The 22,927-nt window shown below is 31.8% G+C and carries 21 protein-coding genes; 5 read left to right on the top strand and 16 right to left on the bottom strand.

The window, feature by feature from the left end:
* Positions 1-31 precede the first annotated feature (31 nt).
* The 16 genes from Q0912_RS13925 to Q0912_RS13850 all read right to left on the bottom strand — a co-directional run bounded on the left by Q0912_RS13925 (position 32) and on the right by Q0912_RS13850 (position 18,124).
* Positions 32-1,090, bottom strand: a complete 1,059-nt coding sequence (locus Q0912_RS13925) for a glycosyltransferase family 4 protein (RefSeq protein ID WP_299116136.1) — start codon at positions 1,088-1,090, stop codon at positions 32-34.
* The gene (locus tag Q0912_RS13920) at positions 1,071-2,468 is read right to left on the bottom strand and encodes an asparagine synthase-related protein (protein WP_299116134.1); all 1,398 of its coding nucleotides are present in this window, start codon (positions 2,466-2,468) and stop codon (positions 1,071-1,073) included. The genes Q0912_RS13925 and Q0912_RS13920 overlap by 20 nt, the downstream gene beginning before the upstream one ends.
* Complete coding sequence (locus tag Q0912_RS13915) at positions 2,469-3,674, bottom strand: glycosyltransferase family 4 protein (RefSeq protein ID WP_299116132.1); 1,206 nt, start codon at positions 3,672-3,674, stop codon at positions 2,469-2,471.
* 46 nt (positions 3,675-3,720) lie between these two features.
* On the bottom strand, positions 3,721-4,611 hold the full coding sequence (locus tag Q0912_RS13910) for a sulfotransferase domain-containing protein (protein WP_299116130.1): 891 nt from the start codon (positions 4,609-4,611) through the stop codon (positions 3,721-3,723).
* Positions 4,608-5,732, bottom strand: a complete 1,125-nt coding sequence (locus Q0912_RS13905; protein WP_299116128.1) for a glycosyltransferase family 4 protein — start codon at positions 5,730-5,732, stop codon at positions 4,608-4,610. The genes Q0912_RS13910 and Q0912_RS13905 overlap by 4 nt, the downstream gene beginning before the upstream one ends.
* A gap of 10 nt (positions 5,733-5,742) precedes the next feature.
* Positions 5,743-6,645, bottom strand: coding sequence for a hypothetical protein (locus Q0912_RS13900; protein WP_299116126.1), 903 nt, complete (start codon positions 6,643-6,645; stop codon positions 5,743-5,745).
* A gap of 2 nt (positions 6,646-6,647) precedes the next feature.
* Positions 6,648-7,565, bottom strand: coding sequence for a glycosyltransferase family 2 protein (locus Q0912_RS13895; RefSeq protein ID WP_299116124.1), 918 nt, complete (start codon positions 7,563-7,565; stop codon positions 6,648-6,650).
* The gene (locus Q0912_RS13890) at positions 7,566-8,699 is read right to left on the bottom strand and encodes a polysaccharide pyruvyl transferase family protein (protein WP_299116122.1); all 1,134 of its coding nucleotides are present in this window, start codon (positions 8,697-8,699) and stop codon (positions 7,566-7,568) included.
* Positions 8,680-9,750, bottom strand: a complete 1,071-nt coding sequence (locus tag Q0912_RS13885; RefSeq protein ID WP_299116121.1) for a nitroreductase family protein — start codon at positions 9,748-9,750, stop codon at positions 8,680-8,682. The genes Q0912_RS13890 and Q0912_RS13885 overlap by 20 nt, the downstream gene beginning before the upstream one ends.
* Complete coding sequence (locus Q0912_RS13880; RefSeq protein ID WP_299116120.1) at positions 9,740-10,993, bottom strand: ABC transporter ATP-binding protein; 1,254 nt, start codon at positions 10,991-10,993, stop codon at positions 9,740-9,742. Before Q0912_RS13880 ends, Q0912_RS13885 begins: the two co-directional genes overlap by 11 nt.
* Positions 10,994-10,996: 3 nt before the next feature.
* Entirely contained in the window at positions 10,997-11,863 is an 867-nt protein-coding gene (locus Q0912_RS13875) for an ABC transporter permease (protein ID WP_299116119.1), read from the bottom strand.
* Between the two features lie 79 nt (positions 11,864-11,942).
* On the bottom strand, positions 11,943-12,920 hold the full coding sequence (locus Q0912_RS13870) for an SDR family oxidoreductase (protein ID WP_299116118.1): 978 nt from the start codon (positions 12,918-12,920) through the stop codon (positions 11,943-11,945).
* A gap of 15 nt (positions 12,921-12,935) precedes the next feature.
* Entirely contained in the window at positions 12,936-14,231 is a 1,296-nt protein-coding gene (locus tag Q0912_RS13865) for a nucleotide sugar dehydrogenase (protein WP_299116116.1), read from the bottom strand.
* Complete coding sequence (locus tag Q0912_RS13860; protein WP_299116114.1) at positions 14,228-14,818, bottom strand: sugar transferase; 591 nt, start codon at positions 14,816-14,818, stop codon at positions 14,228-14,230. The genes Q0912_RS13865 and Q0912_RS13860 overlap by 4 nt, the downstream gene beginning before the upstream one ends.
* Positions 14,819-14,836: 18 nt before the next feature.
* Positions 14,837-17,320: a tyrosine-protein kinase family protein gene (locus Q0912_RS13855; RefSeq protein ID WP_299116112.1), complete on the bottom strand. Its 2,484-nt coding sequence runs from the start codon at positions 17,318-17,320 to the stop codon at positions 14,837-14,839.
* Between the two features lie 3 nt (positions 17,321-17,323).
* A complete protein-coding gene (locus Q0912_RS13850) occupies positions 17,324-18,124 on the bottom strand; it encodes a polysaccharide biosynthesis/export family protein (RefSeq protein ID WP_299116110.1) in 801 nt (266 codons plus the stop codon).
* A gap of 103 nt (positions 18,125-18,227) precedes the next feature.
* On the opposite strand from Q0912_RS13850, the gene Q0912_RS13845 reads away from it, so the two are divergent.
* The 5 genes from Q0912_RS13845 (at position 18,228) to Q0912_RS13825 (ending at position 22,903) form a co-directional block, all read left to right on the top strand.
* Positions 18,228-20,090: an ABC-F family ATP-binding cassette domain-containing protein gene (locus tag Q0912_RS13845; RefSeq protein WP_299116108.1), complete on the top strand. Its 1,863-nt coding sequence runs from the start codon at positions 18,228-18,230 to the stop codon at positions 20,088-20,090.
* A complete protein-coding gene (locus Q0912_RS13840) occupies positions 20,091-20,861 on the top strand; it encodes a class I SAM-dependent methyltransferase (protein WP_299116106.1) in 771 nt (256 codons plus the stop codon).
* 164 nt (positions 20,862-21,025) lie between these two features.
* Positions 21,026-21,715, top strand: a complete 690-nt coding sequence (locus tag Q0912_RS13835) for an ABC transporter ATP-binding protein (RefSeq protein WP_299116104.1) — start codon at positions 21,026-21,028, stop codon at positions 21,713-21,715.
* A 229-nt stretch (positions 21,716-21,944) separates the two neighbouring features.
* On the top strand, positions 21,945-22,520 hold the full coding sequence (locus Q0912_RS13830; RefSeq protein WP_299116102.1) for a cob(I)yrinic acid a,c-diamide adenosyltransferase: 576 nt from the start codon (positions 21,945-21,947) through the stop codon (positions 22,518-22,520).
* 161 nt (positions 22,521-22,681) lie between these two features.
* The gene (locus Q0912_RS13825) at positions 22,682-22,903 is read left to right on the top strand and encodes a DUF2795 domain-containing protein (protein WP_008272287.1); all 222 of its coding nucleotides are present in this window, start codon (positions 22,682-22,684) and stop codon (positions 22,901-22,903) included.
* Positions 22,904-22,927: the final 24 nt, after the last annotated feature.

The raw sequence follows: 22,927 nt of genomic DNA, 5'->3' as shown, positions 1-22,927 counted from the left end.
CGTTTCAGCGTTGTAGGGTAAAACTGTACAATTATTTGATTAATTTCAAATATAAATCTTTGTAGGCATTAATTTCCATTTGAAGGGAAAAACGTGACCTTACATTTTCTACGGCTTTTAGTTTTAATTCCTCATACAAAATCTTGTCGCTGTATAAATTATTGATCTTTGCAACTAAATCTTCAGAAGAATTGAAGATATAACCACCATTGCCGTTATGTAAAATATAACGTGCTCCTCCACCAGAATCTGAACTTAATACCGGGATTCCTGAGGCTAAAGCTTCAAGAATACTTACAGGAAGACCTTCTTGACGAGAAGCCAATACAAATACATCTTGATTAGACAGCACTTGTGGGATTTCTGAGTTCTTTATATATCCCCAAAAGTGTACACGATTCTCCAAACGGTGCTTAGAGACTAATTCATTTAAATAGTGCCTGTAATCATTATCCTCTCTACCATATAGGTTAAGATGAATACTTTTTGGTAACTCTACTAAAGCCTCAATGATTTGACCCTGATTCTTATTAGCAACTATATTACCAATGCAACATATATTAAACGTATTACGTTCTCTAGAGTTTTGAGGTAAAAACAGGTTTAAATCTACACCATGAGGAATAAAACTCGTTTTAGATTTTAATAACCAATTTTTAAAAAACCGTTCTTCCATTTCTGGATTATCATAGGCAATATGACTAGACAATATACTTTTAAAAACCCATCGCTTTGACCATGAATTATTCTTTTTAGTATAAAGATATTTGGTACCAGATAACCTACATGCTAAAGCTTCAACTAAAGAAGATTTATAATCCCAAGAATGTAATATATCTATTCTATACTTTTTAAGTAAACCCAATAGATAGAAGGTGTCCTTTATAGTTTTACCTTCATAATTTAAAAAAATACAATCGTTTTCTGAAACCGCTTCTGGTATACAATCGTAATTATTCTCTACAGCTACAAAAACCTTATATCTAGACGTTTCTTTTATCCCACGCATTATAGCGAGAAGCACAAACTGACTTCCTGCTGTTTTAAAATTGGGTATAGTAAAAAGTATTTTAGGTTTTGTTTTTTCCATTAAAAGTAGATTGCCATAGCGAGAGTGTTAAGAGCATACTCAACGTGTGCGAATATTTTACACTATTCTTCTCTCTAAAACTTTTATAAAAATGTTTAGTAATTTCATTTTCAACTAATACTTCCAAGCCATTTTCAAATAAATATTTTCGCAAATATGTGTCATTTTTAGTCCCTAGAAACTGGAGTTCCCAATTACGTTGCACATAGGCTTGACCTATTAAATTGTTCTTAATCCTTTTAATTTTATTGAATATACGGTAAGGATAATTATAAGGTTTTCTATTGTATAGATATGTATTTAAATTAAAAGGTCTATGCTCATGCCATGTAATTTTTGCTAGCTTAATATTTCGTCGTTTTATATAATCAATTTGCAATTTTCTATTTGCTAAATAAGCTTCGGGAACACTACATATAAATTCGCACATTTCATCACTATAATATGGTAATGTTATTGGTGCTGCTGCTTCAAATATAGTAAGATTAGCCGTAGTCCATCTTGGAGCCCAATACATAGATTTAAAGGCCCTGATTTTTGCACTAGAATTATCTATATTAATATCCATTAATAAGGATTTAACCCTGCTTCTTAAATAATCCTCAAACTCTCCTTCTAAGTTCCAAGATTGCCAAAGTTTAATCGCCAACTCTAATCCACCAGGTTTCACTATTTTTTTTAGAACTAAATTAACCTCTTCCTCTAAGGACAATTGATTTTTAGTTTGCGCATCAAACAAAACATCTCCCCAATGTCCTAAAGAAAAAACATCACCTAAGTTCCTCAGCTCATCTAAAACCGCCATCTGCCTAGGATGTGTAAATTCAGCAAGACAACTATTAATCTCGGCAAGCTCATGAATATGATTCCACAAATAGTGTTTTGTTATACTAAAAGGTTTGAAAGGAAAATTGCACACATTTGCTATAGCTTGAGATAGTTTTGTTTCCGGATAACCATTTTCAAAGTTATAGCTGTATGAAGTAACATCTTTTTTGAGATGCTTTAAAGCTACCGCTTGAGTTCTACTATCTAAGCCACCAGATAATGGTAATATTACTTTTTGATTGGTTGTTTGACGATCTATAACATTTTCAAAAACTGACATAAAATTCATCAAAACCTCTTCATAACTAAGGTTAGAAGGTGTATAATGCCATTTAAACCAAGGTTCACTAGAAACCAGTATACCATCTTTATCAATTACATTATTAGTTGCTGGCCTTAGACAAACTTCATCTTTATAATAACAATCCTGATCGAGAAAAAAACCTGTTGCCATAAAAACGCAAATAGCCTCATAATTTAGGGTATGACTAGCTGCAATCTTAGCAAATTGCTGTCGTTTTGGTATGATATCCGTTTTAACTGTTTTCACTTATACGGTTGGTTTATCTATACATTTACGATAAAGACTTTCCATGTCATCAATCATTTTCTCTTCACTATGTTGTATTTCAACTTTTTTCCTTGCTTCAACTCGCATCTTTTCAATTTCATCTAAACTTAGTTCATTAAATTTTACAACGGCATCTACTAAAGCGTCAATACTGTTTAATGGTGTTATTATACCTGTTTTTAAATGTGATATAAGCTCTGACATACCTCCGCAATTAGTACTGATTACAGGCAAACCAATAGCCATAGCCTCAATAACTACATTTGCAATTCCTTCTTCTAAACTCGGTAAAATAAACACAGAAGATCGTCTCATAATTTCATATACTTCATCTTGAGAGACTTTATCAGTAAGCTTTATCTCATAAGATAGATTATAAGCTTCTATTAAATAGATAAGCTCTTCATCATTAGCAGCCCCAATAATTGTATAATTAATTTTAAGACCTTTTTCTTTAAGTAAATGACACGCTTGTATCATGGTACTATATCCTTTTTTCCAGTGTGGACGACCAACAGACAATAATTTTAGCGGTTCACTTTTCTCATAGGATTTATTAAAATTTATTGACTTTAGGTCTAACCCAGAATAAACGACTTTATCAATTTTCTTTGCTGAGTTATGTATTAAATTACTGTTTACTTTTAGGGTATTACTCACCGAATGAAATCCATCTAACCTAGGATACCATTGCTTTAAATAATTCTGATATTCTGTATCTACTGAAGCCCTTACGTTAATATGATAGCCACGCTGACTTAGCACTATGCTATATTTTTTCAACGATATTACATCTTCTACAAGAGGAAGTAATGTAGGCCATTGTAGATGTATAATATCTGGTTTGATTTTCAATATACTGTTACTAATATTCAGTTTTTTTACACCTAAACTATTGGTATGCAATAGCATATTAAATAATTTAATGAACCGCTTAATACCACCAGAATAAAATACAGTTTGAAGCGCAAGTTTTAGAGATACCAAAAGAAAATTTACTTTATTAGTATTGTTTCCTAGATTTATATACCTAACACCTTCTAATTTTTTTTCAATATCTGTATTAAACCCTAGAACAAATACATTGTGTCGTCTTGAAAGCCCAAGAATAAGCCTATTAATAAAAGCCGTAGTTTTAAAACTACCGTCAAAAATTATGATATTTAATTTTTTTGAACCGTTCAATTATTTAGGTGCTTAATTATTTAATAGAAGCTTATAATCTATACTCTTAATAACCATAATCTTTAATGTTTATATAATCAGGAAGCTTCTCATTATTTAAATCCAATGTTTTTAAATAATGCGTAACAGCATGTTTATCTATAGTTTTATTTGAGCTTATAAAATTATGAATAGCCATTACGGATTTTTTAAATCGTCTAGGTATTAAATGCTCTTTATGGTAAGCTGTTTTTCCTATTCTATTATAAAAGCGTAATGATTCAAGCTTCTCTTGTTTAATAGAAACGTTGTTTTTAGAATCTAAAATATCCTCAGACACACTTATTTTAAAACCGAAATAGTCTTGTAATTCTTCAAGAAAAGATGATCTATTTGTCTTTAGCTTTTCGTAGTATAAAACTTTAATACGCGCTTCACCTACCAGTTCTTTTATATAATGATAGTAGGCATAGTAATTTAAATAAGTCCCTCTTGAGAAGTTGAGTTGGGTATTCTTTTGAGCTAAAAAGTCATTAAGGCTAGCCATACCTCCTTTTTTGAGGTATTCGGCATACATACTCGCAATAAAATCTCTTTGGTTTCTTAAAACTAAAATATATTTGGCATTAGGAAAAAAAGCATGTAAACGATCAAAAATCAATCTCCTGTTACTTGCATTTTGTAAAGGCAAACCTGATAATTGCTCTTCACATAAAGTAATGCTTTTATCAGCAAGAAATTCTTCTGAAAGATTTTTAAAAAACAATTCTCTGGCTATTCCTACATCATATGTCAAAGGATGTTCTCTGAGTATATATTGATTAAACTCACCCAAAACAGTCATATCTCGTAATGGCAAATAATTAAACTCATTAAAACCAGGATAAAATGTTTTTTGAAAAAACGTAGAACCTGTTTTGTGCAACCCTAAATGAATATATGTTGTATTGTTAATCATACAGCATTATAAAGTTTATTAAATTCCTTAAGCTCTACATCCCTTGAAAATTGTTTTTTGTGCGTTTCATTATGCAACCTTAATTCATCAAAATTCATACTATTAGCTTCTAAAATGGCATTGTCTAACGCTACCATATCATTCACACTAATCACAACTCCACTTTTCTGGTGCACAATGACTTCTGGCATTCCACCAACATTGGTTATCACACATGGTAGATTATGCATCATAAGGTCTACCAATCCGTTTGAAAGCGCCTCGCTTAATGACGGTTGTAAAGCTACATCATAGTTTTTATAATGCTCTTTAAGCTCTTTATTATCTAGATGTCCTTTTAAGCTAATAGAATCTTGTAATTCTAACTGATTAATTCTGTAGTTAAAATATTCTTTTAAACTGCCATCTCCATAAATATCTAATGTTACATTGTAACCTTTTTGCCTTAGCCTATGTACACTTTCTATACTATAAATGTGTCCTTTAACCCATTCTAATCTCCCAACAGCAATTAATCTTATAACATCTGTTTTGTCGAAGTCTGTTTTTATATTTTTAGCTTTTGGCAGTTCTTGTCCTCTGTATATCACTTTAGATTCTATATGTAATTGATCTTTGAGATAAGTACTCATATAGGCACTAATATTATGGACTATGTCTGCTAAGCTTAATTTTTGCTTTAATAATATCTGTTGGGTTTCATTTTGAGTATCGATCAGCAAATCTCTTCCTCTCAATGACATAATTACCTTTACCTTATTACATTTAAAGTATCGCAATAATGGTAAGGGTATAGCATGCATATGATGTAAATGAAGTATATCTGGTTTATTGATGCACAGTACAATCCATTTTTGCAACACACTCAATGGTAATACTTTACTTAAATCTCTATAATCACTATCAAAAGTATATAGTTTTAAATGAATTAATAAAAACTGAATACGATTATATTGTTTAATAGTAAAAACTGTAATCCTATCTGTCTTTACAAATAACCTATGACAAAAAACAAAATGATTATCGTTAGAGGTAGTATTAAGTAGCTCTAACAAATCTTTTGTATACGTTTGATTTTTATTACCAAAAGCCTTAACTATATGACATATATTTCTTGGCATTCTCTATACTTTATCGATACTTTAATTTAGTAATTAGTTTTCTTTTGGCTTCCATAAATTTATACTTTAAATGAACGCTATAAGCTAAGTCTAACCCTAAATACAAATAGGTTTGATATACCTGAAAGCAATAATACTTCATTAATAGCTTATTAATTTCACCATTACTATTTAAACGATTTAGTTCAGCTTTTAGAAGTTGTAAATCTAGACTTGAGTTTTGTTTTACAGTTTCTATATTGAGATAATTTTTACCTCTCACTAAACCCAAATGAAATCCATGCCATGGACGTAAATTATGCAAAAGTTTTTCTGCATCAAAATTAAATGCCGCTTTGCACAAATTGTAAAGCACATGCTCATTACGTTCGGTATCTTTTAATAACTGATTTCTATAGGTACTATCACTTAAGAATTTTTCAATAACTGGTTTTAATGCAGTATAGTATGGTTTTACCTCAACAAAATGAAGGCCTGTTAATCGTTTTGAAGGTATATTTTCATGCGCTACAGATGGTCTAACTTTATTACTAAATGGAAGTTGGGTTTTAGCACATTGATCTCTATGAAACTGAAATAAATTATAGGCTTCTTTTAAAACTAAAATATCTACATCCCCAAAATAGATATAATCATAATTAAAAAACACATCGAGCATTAAGATGTGCCTTATGGACTGGTATTTTGCACCACGATGTTTTAATTCTTTAACCCAATTATGTCCTTTAGTAAAAGATTCTTTTAAAATAGTGTTATGGCTATTTTCAACATAATGCTTATATTTTTTTGGTAATATGCCATCGTACAAAATAATGATATCCGAATCTGGGTAAGATTGGCCTATTGAATATATATAATAAGGTATGTATTTATAGTATTTACTGTAAATAAAAGTGCAAAAGGCGGTTTTCATAACTACTTTAAACGTTTATAAAAATAGTTATACTTACCAAATAGTTGATTGGTGGCTTTTGCCAAATAAAACGCATTTGCTCTGTTTTTAAACACTTCTTTTAATGATTTACCAAACCCTTTTGGTAATTTAAAAGCATTGCGGCTTTGTAAATAACATGTGATACATTTTAATAAAGAGTAACGGCTAAAATCTTTATGGTCTGTTAGGGCTTTAACATCTGTATATGTAAGCCAATGTGCATTAAACTTAGATTCTAAATAATAATGTTCATCAGCAATTCTTCGGGATCTAATAGAATCCTCATGAGCTCTTCTGAGTGTTAAAAAATGATCTACAGTTGCCATGGATGTGGTTTTCAATAATAATTTACATATAAAATTATATTCTTGCCCTGCTTTTAAATTTTCATTATAGGTTATGGTATTGACTAATGCTCTTTTTACCATTGTATCTGGTGTACTCCAGTTAATATGACCCATAGCGAAACTTTCAAAAGTTACATCATTGGCATTAAACTCATAATATTTAAAATCGTGATTGTCTTTATTAAAGTATTTTGTTTTACTTACTACAAAATCTATCTTTTTAGATATTAAGGTTTCTACCTTAAGCTTAAGGAAATCTTTGGTCATTAAGTCATCACTATCAAACCAATTGATGAGTTCTCCTTTACTTTTTATAAAACCGTAGTTTCGTGCGCCATTACCACCAGATTTGTGTTGTTTTGGCCGTTTATAGTACTTAAAACGAGGGTCTTTTGCCACATAAGTCTCAACAACTTCTTTTGTATTATCACTACTCCCATCGTCTATAATGAGGCATTCCCAGTCAGTATAGGTTTGCGCAAAAACAGAGTCTAAAGTTTCACTTATTAAGTGAGCGCGATTAAAAGTGGGAATTATTATTGAGACAAGCATTTATCCATTATAGTTTATAATATGATTTACCTTATTCCACATTTCCATAGTCTTACTTTTTTCAACAGTAACATAATCCCTTAAATGATTGACACATTCTGTGTATAAGTTATCATTGTTTATAACTCTAAATATTTTATCAATACTTTTCTCATAATCTTCTAAGTTTAGAACACCTTCGTGAGCATAGTCTTTCATCAATTCCTCATACTTATGGCTCCATGAAGTACAAAATGTAGGAACAGCTTGAGATAAACCACTAACCACACCATGAAATCGAGAAGAAACGACAGCTTTAGACTTACCAATAACATATTTTACATCATTAGCATTAATATCTGAAATAACAGGATAATTATAGCCTTTATTTAGCGTATTAATTATCTCTAAATCTCCTTTACCTTCATGGTTAAGGAAAAATAAATCCAAATTTGCTTCTGATAATCTTGCAACTAATGTATTCATGAACTGCATATAATCATTGGACTTTTCTTGATCTGTATGTGTAAGCATTTTAGCGTTTGGAATAAGGCAAATTTTATCTTCAAACGCTTCATAAATTATATTTGATGTAGGTGTATAGATATTTGTAAAATCAGGATATAAAAGCAACTTATCATGTTCTCCTACTATACTTACACATGATTCGTAAGAAACTTTATCTCTCAGTATAAATAAATCTATGTGTTTTAAAATATTTTGAAAATAATGCTTAGATAATGTTTTCTTGAATAATCCGGCTGCCTGAGGTAAAAAAACAATTTTAGTGCCTTGTTTTTTAAAAGATTTGTAGTAGGCTATTTTTTTATCAATATCTTTTTTTTCTGTGTCAGAATATATCCATTGGTCTCCTATATGAAACCCACCGGCATCAAAAAGTACATCTATATTTTCTGTAAGCTCAACGCCAGAGTTAGAGAATCTATTCTTAGGAAAGATAAAAGAAAAATTAATCTTAAATCTACGTAACGAAATTAATGACTTTAAGCCTAAAGAGGCTTTCTGTTGAAAAGTAGCATGACCTTTAAATATTAAGCTAATATTACTATCATTTTTGTACCTATCAACTATAGAACAAAGCATTAACTCCGCACCTTTATTTTTAAACCCTGTATTATCTATTTGAATATTCATTGTACATTACAATATCTGATGCTTCTTTTTTTTCTGAAAAAGGCACTAAGCCCTTACTCTTTGCATATCCAAAAGCAATAAAACATATACATCTTTTATGCTTAGGTATTTTAAATTGTTTATATAGACTATTTTCTCTTTCTTCAATATCTGGCCAATTAATGACACAAGAAGATAAACCTTGAGCTTCAAGTCCTAAAACAAAACTCATAACAAAGAGACCGCTATCTATGTAAATTATATGACGATCTCTTTCTTCAGAATAATAGCTAAGGTCACCTAATACAATTGCCAAATTTTTTATTTCATCTTTAAACGTTTGAACTCCCATTGGTAGTTCTACAGCTTTAGATATTACATTTTTATCTTGTAAAACTAAAACTTCAAAAGGTTGTCTATTACAAGCACTTGGTGATTGCAAACCTGCACTCACTGCATTTTCTATAAGTGTCTTATCTACTAAACCATTTTCAAAATATCTAACTGAATGTCTTCTTTCGGTCAACTTCAAATAATCAGAGAATGCAATTTTAGAAGCTTCTAACTCTTTATGCTCAAATGGTATAGATTTAATATTTGGCTCTTGCTGTATTGAGATTTTACTTCTTATAGCATCAAACTCTTTTTTAGATTTTTTAATTACGTCTAAAGTATCATCTGCCCTTTTAAAGTAAGCATCTAATACATCAACAACCCAGCTTAATGATTTCTCATCTATATCTTTATAAGTAACCCTAAGTATTCTACATGTATCATATATATAACCTAAGGCATAATGTTTTTTTTGTTTGGGTACTATAAGTCCTTTTTCAATTCTATGTGTACTTCTTCGAAGAAATGCTTGATTAGATTCTAGATTTTCATTTCTAGAATTATGGACTTTCTTACCTAGAAGAACACTAAGCATTTCACGGTTAAAAGATGAATCCAGAAAAAAGTAATACAATTTCGCTAAAAAAATACCCTCTTCATCTAGCCTTGCAAGGATTTTTTTAGAAAAAAAGTTTTTAATCCTCGGTTTTATTCTATGAATTTTTTTTCTAAGTCTCATTCCAACCAACATTCATTAAAAATTTCCCATTATTTCTAAGCACATTCTTTCCCATATTATAATAATCCCCAGGAGATACTTCAAAGGCAAAAACTTCTTTTTCAAGATGATGTGGTTTACCATATGCATGCAATGATAAATTTATATGAAACCTACCTTCAACAAATGGTAACCTCTTTAATTTCACACATACTTTTGTTGACTCACTTTTTATATCAAATTTAGAGTATGTATTACCAAAATGCGCAATCTTCTCACCATATTGATCATATAAACCAACAAATAAGTTAACTGGTACATGCTCTTCATTTTCGATACTAACGAATAAATCTAGATCATCCCCACTATGAAAGTTAGTCGTTGAAATACCATTATTTTGAATTTCCGCTGATAACATTTTCACTAAAGTTGCTTCCTTTTGAAACTCTTTTACAGAACCACTATCCAAAACATTAATCGTTAGGTATTCTTTTATGGCTTCACTTGTAGGTTTAATACTTTGTATTAGTCCATCATTTAAAATAACACATCTATTACACAAATTTTGAATAGCTCCCATATCATGACTAACAAACAGCACTGTTCTTCCGTCTCCTTTACTAATATCCTGCATCTTACCAACGGCTTTCTTTTGAAACTCTGCATCACCTACTGCCAAAACTTCATCAACCACTAAAATATCGGGTTCTAAAAATGCAGCTACCGCAAAAGCCAAGCGCACACGCATACCAGAGCTATAACGCTTTACAGGTGTATCTATATATCTCTGACATCCCGAAAACTCTATTATTTCTTCCTCCTTTGCTTTTATCTCCGATTTAGTCATTCCTAAAATCGCGCCATTTAGATAAATATTTTCTTTACCGGTAAGCTCTGGATGAAAACCTGTTCCTACCTCTAACAAGGATGCTATTCGCCCTTTGGTCTTTATTTCTCCAGTGGTTGGGCTGGTAACTCTAGATAATATCTTTAGCAGTGTAGATTTACCTGCTCCATTTTTTCCTATAATACCTAGTACTTCACCTTTATTGACTTCAAAACTAATATCCTTTAAAGCCCATACATAATTACTTTTAGCTTTAGAATTTCTATCGTTTTTATCCCCTATTTTTAAGAAGGGATCTTCCTTGCCTCTTATCTTGTAGATCCAACGCTTAAGATCATGACTCAAAGTACCTGTACCAACCACTCCTAATCGGTATTGCTTGCTAATATGATCGACTTTTAAAATGACATCTAACATATACTAAACGGTATCAATAAATGATTTCTCGGTTCTATTAAAAATAACAAGACCTAACATAAACAGTCCTATACTAATCAATAAGGTATATAAAAATTTACCAAGATTAAAGTCGCCTGTATCTAGTAACATATACCTAAACCCTTCTATAATCTGGGTCACAGGATTATACTCTACAATTTTTGCCACCAATGGTGGAAATTTGGCTTTGGCCTCAGACATAGGATACGGAACTGCCGAGACATACATTAACAACTGAACAGCAAAATTAAGTAGTACTGTCAAATCTCTATATTTTGTAGTTAAAGATGAAAATATCATTCCCAATCCTAAACCTAACATACCCATTATAATAACATATAGTGGAAACAATAGAATATATCCACTAAAATCTAAATCATGACCTGCCCAGCTATAGTAGATAAAGAATCCTATAAAGATTAATAGTTGAATCCCAAACTTTAAGAGGTTAGAGACAGTTATAGACATAGGCAATATAACTCTAGGGAAATAAACTTTACCGAATATACCTTGGTTCTTTGTAAATGTATTTGAAGTATTAGTTAGGCAATCTTTAAAATAATTCCACGCTGTAATCCCAGCGAGATTAAATAAAAACGGAGGGATACCACCAGTTTTTATATCTCCTAAATTATTAAAAACGAGTGTAAATATTACCGAAGTAAATAAAGGTTGAATTAAATACCAAAGCGGACCGAGAATTGTTTGTTTGTATAAAGTAACAATATCTCTTTTTACAAAAAGTACCAGCAAATCTCTATATCTCCAAATTTCTTTGAAGTTAAAGTCGATGAACTTTCTCTTACTAGAGATTGTGTATAACCATTCATCTTCTTTTTGGGTAGTCAAATCAACGTGTTTTTGTTAATCACGCTAATATACTATTTATTCGGTATTTTGATAATAAAGCTTAGGTGTATTTATTCACTTAATTAAAATAATCCCAAGTGATTTTTAAGCCCTCTCTAACGGTATATTGAGGTTTATAACTCAATAATTTTTCGGCTTTTGAAATATCAGCCAGTGAGTCTCTTACATCTCCTTGTCTTGGTGGTCCATATACAGCTTTTAAATCTGAATCTGCTGCAACTCTAAGTGAGTCCCAAAGATAGTTTACTGAAATACGCTCTCCACAAGCTACATTAAACACTTCATTAGCCGCTTCTTTTGAAGCAAAAAACCCTCTAACATTAGCTTGAACAGCGTTATCAACAAATGTAAAGTCTCTTGTTTGCTCTCCATCTCCATTGATTTTTGAAGCTTCATTATCTTTTAATGCCTGCATAAATAGTGGAATTACTGCCGCATAAGCTCCATTAGGGCTTTGCTTTGGTCCAAATACGTTAAAATAACGTAAACCTATGACATCAGTATCATAAGTTTTTCCAAAAACATCTGCATACAATTCATTAACATATTTTGTTACCGCATAAGGTGATAATGGTTTACCTATATTATCTTCTATTTTAGGTAGAGATTTACTATCACCATAAGTAGAACTCGACGCTGCATAGACCATACGTTTTACAGTTGAGCTATCCTTTAAAGCAATTAGCATATTCAAAAAACCTGAAATATTAACCTCATTTGAGGTAGCAGGATCATTAATAGAACGCGGTACTGAACCTAATGCAGCCTGGTGAGATACATAGTCTATCCCTTCCATAGCTTTCTTACATGTCTCTAAATCCCTGATATCTCCTTCAAGTAATTCAAAAGCAGGATTATCCATAAATTCAGTTAAGTTTTCGCGATATCCGTTTGAAAAATTGTCTAAAACTCTAACTTTTTTAGCATCATATTTTAAGAGATATTCAACAATATTAGAGCCAATAAAACCAGCTCCTCCTGTTATTAAAAAACTTAAATTAAACAGGTCTTCTTTATGGTATTGATTTGAGTACATAAAAGTTGATTTGGTTTACAAACGCGCATCCACGGTATTATGTGGTAATAATGATTTTACATCAAAAACCACACACATATCAGATTTAAGATTATCGATAGACAATTCTAAAAACTCGTTATGCGATACTGCCAAAATAATGGCATCATAATTAGATTTTAACTGAGACATTGAAGATTTTAAATCTAAACTATACTCATGCTTTACCTCTTCTGATGAAGCCCAAGGGTCATATACATCAACATTGACGTGATAAGATTGTAACTCCTCAATAATATCTATAACTCTAGAGTTTCTTATATCAGGGCAGTTTTCTTTAAAAGTAATCCCTAAGACTAGCGCATTAGAACCTTTTATAGTTGCCCCTTTCTTTATCATCATCTTAACAGTTTCGGTAGCTACGTAACTCCCCATACTATCATTCATTTTACGACCTGCCAATATAATCTCTGGGTTATAACCAGATTCAATTGCTTTTTGAGCTAAATAATAGGGATCAACACCTATACAGTGACCACCCACCAGTCCTGGTGAAAATTTTAAAAAGTTCCATTTAGTACCTGCAGCTTCTAATACAGCTTTGGTATCTATATCTAAAAGTCTGAAAATCTTAGACAACTCATTAACAAATGCAATATTGATATCACGCTGAGAGTTTTCAATAACTTTAGCAGCTTCAGCCACCTTTATTGAAGGCGCTAAATGCGTGCCTGCAGTAATAACAGTCTTATATAAATCATCTATTTTTTTAGCAACTTCTGGCGTAGAGCCCGAAGTCACTTTTAATATTTTAGTTACAGTATGTTTTTTATCACCTGGATTAATTCGCTCTGGCGAATATCCTGCATAAAAATCTTTATTATAGACCATACCAGAAGTACTTTCAACTACTGGAATACATATATCTTCGGTAGCACCTGGATATACTGTTGACTCGTAAACTACAATATCACCTTTGCTCATAGCTTTACCTACGGTCTCACTAGCCTTAATTAAAGGTGTAAAAACAGGTTTATTTAGAGCATCAGTTGGTGTTGGCACAGTGATAATATAAATATTAGCAACTGACAATGCATCTAAGTTATCTGTGATATATAATCCTTTATTAGCATTTAAATCTGTAGTTAAAACAGATTTTAAATTATCATTGTCAACCTCTAGTGTCTTATCTAAACCAGAATTTAATTCGTTGATGCGCTGTTTGTTGATGTCAAAACCAACTACAAAGAATTGTTTTGCGAATTCTACAGCGAGGGGCAAACCGACATAACCTAATCCTATGATTGCAATTTTGTCTTCAGAATGTGTCATTTGTTTAAAGTAGATTTTAAAATGAGCCTCAAATCTAAAGAAAAACTATAATTCAAGACGTAGTTTTTGTTGATTTTCACTTTATCTACCCAAATAATCGTTCTGTTGTAATGTTCTGGGTCATTTTGCCGTTCTAATACACGTTCTTCATCCTTGTACTTTAAAGTAGCCTCACCTGTTATTCCTGGTTTTACTTTTAAAACAATACGATCTTCACCTTGTAACTTATCTGCAAAACCCTGAACATCAGGCCTTGGACCAACAAAACTCATATCACCAATTAATACATTATAAATTTGTGGCAATTCGTCTAATTTTGTTTGTCTTAAAAACTTACCAAGTACTGTGGCACTTTTTTCTAAGTGCCCTAATTTATGTGTTTCTTCTTTTAATGTCCTTATTTTATATATCTTAAACAATCTTGCATTTTGTCCTACTCGCCACTGAGAAAACACCCCATGCCTCTTAGTGTCAATGCTAGCAGCAATAACCAAAATTATAATTGGAAGTATTAAAAACGGGAGCATTACTAATGCCAAAACAACATCAAAGATGCGTTTAATGATGAGTTGTTTTTTAGTAATCAAAATTTAAGGTATAACTGGTTACAACCGTTTAAAGTAATTCTTAATCTTCTTAAAAAAGGACTGATTATCTCTCTCGTGATAAGCATTACCGTAAACACCATAGCCGTAACCATAGCCGTAACCATAGCCGTAACCATAACCATAATTGTGATTATTCTTGTGCTTATAGAAGTTTAGTACAAAACTCACATTCTTTAATTCACCACTTCTATACTTTGCATTAACAAGCTGAAGCATTCCTTTTTTAGTATAGTCTAATCTTACCATAAAAATCGTAGCATCTGTGTACTGTGTTAATTCTAAAGCATCAGTTACTAAACCTAATGGTGGTGTATCTAAAATAATTATATCGTACTCTTGCTTAAGTAAAGTTATAAGCTCTTTTAGTTTGTTTCCCATTAAGAGCTCCGAAGGGTTTGGAGGTATTGGACCCGATGTTATTAAGTCCAGATTTTCGACATGTGTGTTTGTAATGATTTCATTTAACTCACTATCTTCAATTAAATAATTTACCACTCCTTTTTCATTAGTAATATTAAAATCATCAAAGATTTTAGGTTTACGTAAATCTAATCCTAATAAAATAGTTTTTTTACCAGAAATGGCATAAACTGTGGCAATATTGATAGATGTAAATGTTTTTCCTTCACCACTTACCGAAGAGGTAATCATCAATGTGCTTGCCTTAGTATCCGATGGGTTATTCTTAAATATAAATTGCAAACTTGACCGTATGGCTCTAAACGACTCAGCTACGGCCGACTTAGGTTTCTCATAAGCCACCAGATTATTCTTGTAACGATATTTTCCGATAAGTCCTAAAATTGGAATTTTAGACATTTTCTCAATCTCATCAGAGCCGTGGATGGTACTATCCAACAGGTAAATAACAAATATCAAAAACATTGGAGTAAAAAACCCAATCATTAATGCCATCATATAGTTTAGTGATCGCTTGGGTCCTACAGGTGGGTTTCCAATATCTTTAGCTTCATCGATTACTGTAATATCAGATACATTTGCTGCTTTTACAATGGCTGCTTCACCACGTTTCGCTTGGTAAATATCATAGGCTTCTCTACTCAAATCCAACTTTCGTTGTATTTTTAAATATTCTTGCTGATCTTCAGGAAGACCTATTAATTTTCCTTCTAAATTTGCTATCTTATTGTTTACAGTACTTAATTGTACACTAATAGTATTCCTTGTAGAGTTTATAGCCTCTAAAAGGACATTTTTTTCGGTTTCTATCTTACGGTCTATATCGTCGAATAATACAGAGCCTTCCTTAGTTGAATATTCAAGGTTTCTTCTTTGAACAGATAACCCTATAATCCTACTAACACTCGATAATATATTTACTTCGCTTATACCTACTGTTGAAGGTGCCGCGATTTGACTATAATCATTTTTATTTCTAAGGTACTTTTCTAAAGTATTTAAATAATTTAATTTAGATTCTTCTAATAATCGCTCCTGGTCATAAGTTTTAAGCTGTTCTGAAATTTGAAGGATTTCTTCTTCTACATTAAATACTTTATTTGTCTTTCTAAAAGCATTCATTTCATCTGTAACAGACTTTAAATTGTCATTGACATTACCTAAACTACTATCAATAAACTTTATGGTATTTGTAGCATAAAGATTTTTACGCTCTAATTCTGTTTTTCTGAGAATAGCAGATGTAGCGTTGAGAAAATCAACAATCTTAGATTTATTTTTGCCAATAAGCGACAGTCTAAGCACCGAAGAAGCATCACGAGATGATGGCTCTATTTTAATTGTTTTTTTATAGCGGTCTACAACCTTGTCAAAATCTAAACATCTTACAAAATAATTATCATTACCAGATACATCTACACTTGGTTTTAATGTAATTTTTCCATTAAAAAAAGGTAAACTTACAATGTCACCAAAATTAAATGCTTGTCTAAAAGGTCCAGGAGTAAGATTTATAGCTTCTTTTTCTTTAGTATCAAACCTCTGTCCTAAAGCTTTAGATTTTTCAAATTCATAAAACAACTCGTATTTTTGCTTGTCTATAATCTTAATTCCAATAGGTCTATTGAGTATTTGTATTTTAGACTTGTCCAACACAATATCAAATGGTGCCGTTTTATACACATCAATTAAATGGTATTTCCCTTCTTTTAAATACTCTTTATAGTATTCCAGAGAATCAATAACCAACTCATTATGCGTTCTGGTTTTTACTTCAGTAATAATACTCCCGACCTTACCAGATACACCACCCCAATTAAAAGAGATACTGGTATTGGCTGTAAAAAAAGGATTTTGATCATTATTAACTGTAATTAAAGAATCTAACTTATAGATATTCTGCTTTCTAACATTGATAAAATAAGCAATTATTAGTGCTACTCCAATACAAAGTAAAACCAGCTTCCATAGGTTTAGTGCTTTAAATAAAAACCCTTTAAAGTCAAAACCTACACGTTGGGATTCATGCGAATCAATATCTTCAAAATCTTTATAATCCATATTCTACAGTCTTGTAAAAAGTAAAACACTAGTTGCAAATAATGATACAATAGAGGCTATGGTTGAGATACTAGACACTGCTGTTTCACCAGTACCCAAAGATTTTTGCCTCAAGGGTTTTACGTAGATAATATCATTCGGCTGAATATAATAGTATGGTGACTTCATTACTTCAACATTGGTTAAATCTAAACTATGAATCTTTTGACCTTGAGGATATTGACGTATTATCTTAATATCTTTTTTATCCCCTGTTAGTGGAATTTCCCCTGCATTTGCAATCGCTTCAAAAATATTAACACGTTCTTTAAATAGTATTACTGTACCGGGACTATTTATTTCTCCAGTAGCTGTATATCGCAAACCAGCCAATTTCACAGTAACAAAAATGTTTGATGTTTCTTTAAACTGTTCATCTAATAGTTTTGTCTTAATCTTTTCTTCAATCTCGGCAGCAGTGTAACCCAGGACATTCATATCGCCTAAAACAGGTATTCTAACATTGCCATGAATATCTACAGTAAATCCATCAAAATATGCACGTTCTGCACTACTGGCATTAAGATTACCATCACCAATCGGATTAAAAATCTGAACATTGTCCTGATCTAAAACTTTTATTCTAATATTTAGAATATCATCTATCTGAACTCTGTAAGGTTTTTGAACTTCAGATAAGTTATATGGAATCGTATCATTTTTAGCATTTTCCTTATTCTGTAAATACACCGTGTCTTTGTGAGGAATACAAGAAGAGACAATAATACAACTAAGAACAATAATCAAAAGCTTGATGCTTCTCATGGGTAAAGTGGATGTTTATAGACAAATATAATGTATCAAGAGCAATAACAAAACTATTGGTATTCTTTTTGGTTTATTTGCTTTTCTTTGTAAAAAATTTAGCGTGAATTACCTCAACGTAGAAAATATATCTAAGTCTTATGGAGAGCTTATTCTTTTCAAGGATTTGTCATTTAGTATACATAAAGATCAGAAAATTGCTTTTGTGGCTAAAAATGGAAGCGGAAAGACATCAATTCTGAATATATTATCTGGAAAAGACTCACCAGATGAAGGGCAAATAGTCATTAGAAAAGGGCTAAGACTTGCATTCTTAGATCAAGAACCCGATCTAGACCATAAACTCACTATTGAAGAAACGATTTTTGCATCAGATATACCTATTTTAAAAACCATTGAAGCTTACGAAAATGCTTTAAAAAACCCTGAAGACATTGAAGCCTATCAATTAGCTTTTGAAGCTATGGACAGAAGCAATGCTTGGGAATTTGAAACGCAATACCAACAGACATTATCCCAATTAAAGTTAGATGATTTAACCATAAAGGTAAGTACACTTTCTGGAGGACAAAAAAAGCGATTAGCTCTGGCCCAAGCTTTACTAAGTAAACCTGATATTTTAATTTTAGATGAGCCCACTAATCATCTCGATCTAGAAATGATTGAATGGTTAGAAGATTACTTTGCAAAAACCCAACAAACGCTTTTTATGGTAACTCACGATAGGTATTTTTTAGAACGCGTTTGTAATGAAATCATAGAACTAGATCATGGTCAATTATATACTTACAAAGGTAACTACTCATACTACCTGGAAAAGAAAGAAGCACGAATTGAAAATCAAGCTATTGAGACTGGTAAAGCAAAGCAACTCTTTAAAAAAGAATTAGATTGGATGCGTCGCCAGCCCAAAGCACGTACCACAAAATCTAAAAGTAGAATAGACGACTTCTTTGAAATAAAGAAAAAAGCACATCAAAGACGAAAAGACCATCAGGTACAATTAGAAATAAATATGGAACGTCTTGGCAGTAAGATCATAGAGTTTCATAATGTATCTAAAGCCTTTAAAGACAAAAAAATACTTGATGGGTTTGATTACACATTTAAAAAAGGCGAACGTATTGGTATTATTGGTAAAAATGGTACAGGAAAGTCTACATTTTTAAATCTACTTACGGGTAGTCTTCAACCAGACGGAGGGAAAATTATCCTTGGTGAAACCGTAAAAATTGGTTATTACACGCAAGGTGGTATCACAGTAAAACCTGAGCAAAAAGTTATTGATGTTATTAGAGCTTATGGAGATTACATTCCCTTAGCTAAAGGTAGACAAATAAGTGCTCAACAACTATTAGAACGCTTTTTGTTTGACAGAAAAAAACAATATGACTTTGTTGAAAAACTAAGTGGTGGCGAACAAAAACGCCTCTATTTATGTACCGTTCTTATCCAAAACCCAAACGTATTAATCCTGGATGAACCTACTAACGATTTAGATATTGTTACACTTAACGTACTAGAAAGTTTTTTAATGGATTTCCCAGGCGTACTTTTGGTTGTATCACATGATCGGTATTTTATGGATAAAATCGTGGATCATCTTTTTGTATTTAGAGGTCATGGCAAAGTCGATGATTTCCCAGGAAATTATTCAGACTTCAGAGTATATGATAGTAGCTTACCAAAACAAATTGAAGCTTCTGCAAAAACCAATAATACAAAAGCCGTAAAGCAAAACGAAGCCAACAAATTATCTTACAATGAGCAAAAGGAATACAAAAATTTAGAATCTAAAATTCGGTCTTTAGAGTTAGACAAAACCGCCTTAGAAGCAAAATTTAATAATCCCGAATTATCACAAGAAGATATCAATGTATTATCAGACGAGCTTCAAACTATAATAAATGCAATAGAAGAAAAAGAATTACGATGGTTTGAATTGGCTGAAAAATTAGAAGGGTAAATGTATCAAGTAATAAGTTACATAAAATTCCTTTTCACTTCAACCAACCAACATGGTGTACACTCACCTTTTGTCTATAACTTTGTAACTAAATGCCTATATAACAAAGTAAATTATTCTGCTTACCAGAAACTTACGGACTATCACAAAATATTAAAGTCTTCAAGAGCAGTACTACAAATTACAGACTTAGGAGAAGGCTCTAAGACCTTAGGAACTAATAAGCGTAAAGTTAACCAAATGGTAAAAACTTCGAGTAGCTCTAAAAAAGAATCCAAATTATTATTTAGAGTAACTCAGTATTTCAACTTCAATACTATTCTAGAGTTAGGTACATCACTAGGTATGGGAACATATGCTCTTGCATTAGCTAACAAGTTTTCTAAGATTAGTACAATTGAAGGTTGCCCAAATACATCAAACTTTGCTAAATCAAAATTCAAAGAATTAGAGATAAAAAACGTAACGTTTATTAATGGTGATTTTACGGTAATCATTCCATCACTAAAAGAAGATAAATTTGATTTTATTTTCTTTGATGGTCATCACAATAAAGCAGCTACAATTCAATACTTCAAATCACTCTTACCAAAGATTCATAACGACACTGTTTTTGTGTTTGATGATATATACTGGTCAAAAGGAATGACAGAAGCATGGGAATATATTAAAGCTCATAAGACAGTAACCGTAACCGTAGATTGCTTCCATTTAGCCTTTGTATTCTTTAGAAAAGAACAAGCCAAACAACATTTTAAAATTAGAGTGTAAATTATTCTAGTTTTAAAAGTTAACAGAGTGTCACCATGGTGTAGTTTCAAGGTCAATTATAATATTTCACCTTAAGTTGTAACAAGCACGCAACTTTAACGTCTTATTAACTGTAAATTCCTGTATCTTGCAGGAAGATTTTCAACCAACAGTTTTAGATTACTATGAGTGACAACGTCATTGAGATTAGAGGCATCATTAGAGATTTTAAATTAGGCCAAGAAATTGTCCACGTCTTAAAAGGTATCGATCTAGATATAAAACGTGGCGAATATGTGGCCATAATGGGACCTTCTGGTTCTGGTAAATCAACTTTAATGAACTTATTAGGCTGCTTAGACACACCAACTGCTGGTTTGTACAGACTAAATGGTAAAGACGTAAGTCAAATGTCTGATGACGAGTTAGCTGACATTAGAAATACAGAAATCGGTTTCGTTTTTCAGACCTTTAATTTATTACCCAGAACTACAGCTTTAGACAATGTAGCTTTACCAATGGTCTATGCTGGTGCTTCAAAAAAACAACGTAATGACAGAGCATCAGAAGTTTTAACTGATGTTGGACTAGCCGATCGTATGGATCATAAACCCAATCAATTGTCTGGTGGACAACGACAACGTGTTGCTGTAGGACGCGCTTTAGTGAATAAACCTTCCATTATTTTAGCTGATGAACCTACAGGTAATCTCGATTCTAAAACGGGTACTGAAATCATGGGGCTTTTTGATGAAATCCATGCCGCAGGTAATACAGTTATTATGGTAACACACGAAGAAGATATTGCTGCTCACGCCAAACGTATTATCCGTTTGCGCGATGGTATTATTGAGAGTGATACTTATAATGAGTAAATAGAACTAATGCTTGTTATTTTAATACTAGTTGGAGTCTACTTAATCGTAAAAGCTATTGCAAAAAATACGGAACGAAAAGTCAGTCAAAAGTCAAGCAAATTTAGAAAAAGAAGATTCAGAGATTGAAAACTGATGAGTTAAATATGTAAGCGAATCAACAAATACAATCTTAACACATACCAAATTCTACTTCCATCTTCAAGCCTTATTCACTAACTTTGTTTTTATGAAAGTATATACAAAAACAGGTGATAAAGGTACTACTGCCCTATTTGGTGGTACACGTGTTCCAAAACATCATATTAGAATAGAAAGCTACGGCACTATAGATGAGCTCAATTCTCATATTGGACTTATAAGAGATCAGGATATTGATCAATTATATAAAAACACATTGATGCATATTCAAGATCGTTTATTTACTGTTGGTGCTATATTGGCAACCGACCCAGAAAAAGCGACATTAAAAAGTGGTAAAGCACGTTTAAACATTCCTAAGATTTCTAATCAAGATATTGAACGCCTAGAGAAGGAAATGGATGTTATGGAAGCTAGTTTACCACCTATGACACACTTTGTATTACCTGGAGGTCATCAAACGGTGTCATTCTGTCACATAGCACGTACAGTGTGCCGTAGAGCAGAACGTCTGGCTTCTCACCTTAATGATTTAGAGCCCTTTCAACCCGAAACCCTAATATATATTAATAGACTATCTGACTACCTTTTTGTATTGGCACGGAAGTTGTCACATGATTTGCAAGCAGAAGAGATTAAGTGGATTCCACAGAAAGAATCGTGATTCATTAAACTACTTTTGCACTTAGATCTTAATAATGCAATATTGTGGTCTAAATAAGTTGAAAATTACACGTTCTTTTTATTAATGAATAATTAATTTAATTTTTTCTTGAATTATTCAGTTAAAAAATTATTTTTGCAAAAAATTAAAATTACACGCAAATGTATTGGACATTAGAATTAGCATCGTATTTAAGTGATGCACCTTGGCCAGCAACTAAAGACGAACTTATCGATTATGCGATTAGAACAGGTGCGCCTTTAGAAGTTGTAGAAAATTTACAAGCGATAGAAGATGAAGGAGATTCATACGACTCTATCGAAGAAATTTGGCCAGACTATCCAACTGATGAAGATTACCTCTGGAACGAGGACGAATATTAACACATAATATTATCACAAAAAAAG

It is taken from the genome of uncultured Winogradskyella sp. (assembly GCF_947498345.1).
In the GTDB taxonomy this organism is placed as follows: domain Bacteria; phylum Bacteroidota; class Bacteroidia; order Flavobacteriales; family Flavobacteriaceae; genus Winogradskyella.
The sequence above is the reverse complement of the archived record's forward strand: the minus strand, read 5'-3'. Positions and strand labels throughout refer to the sequence as shown.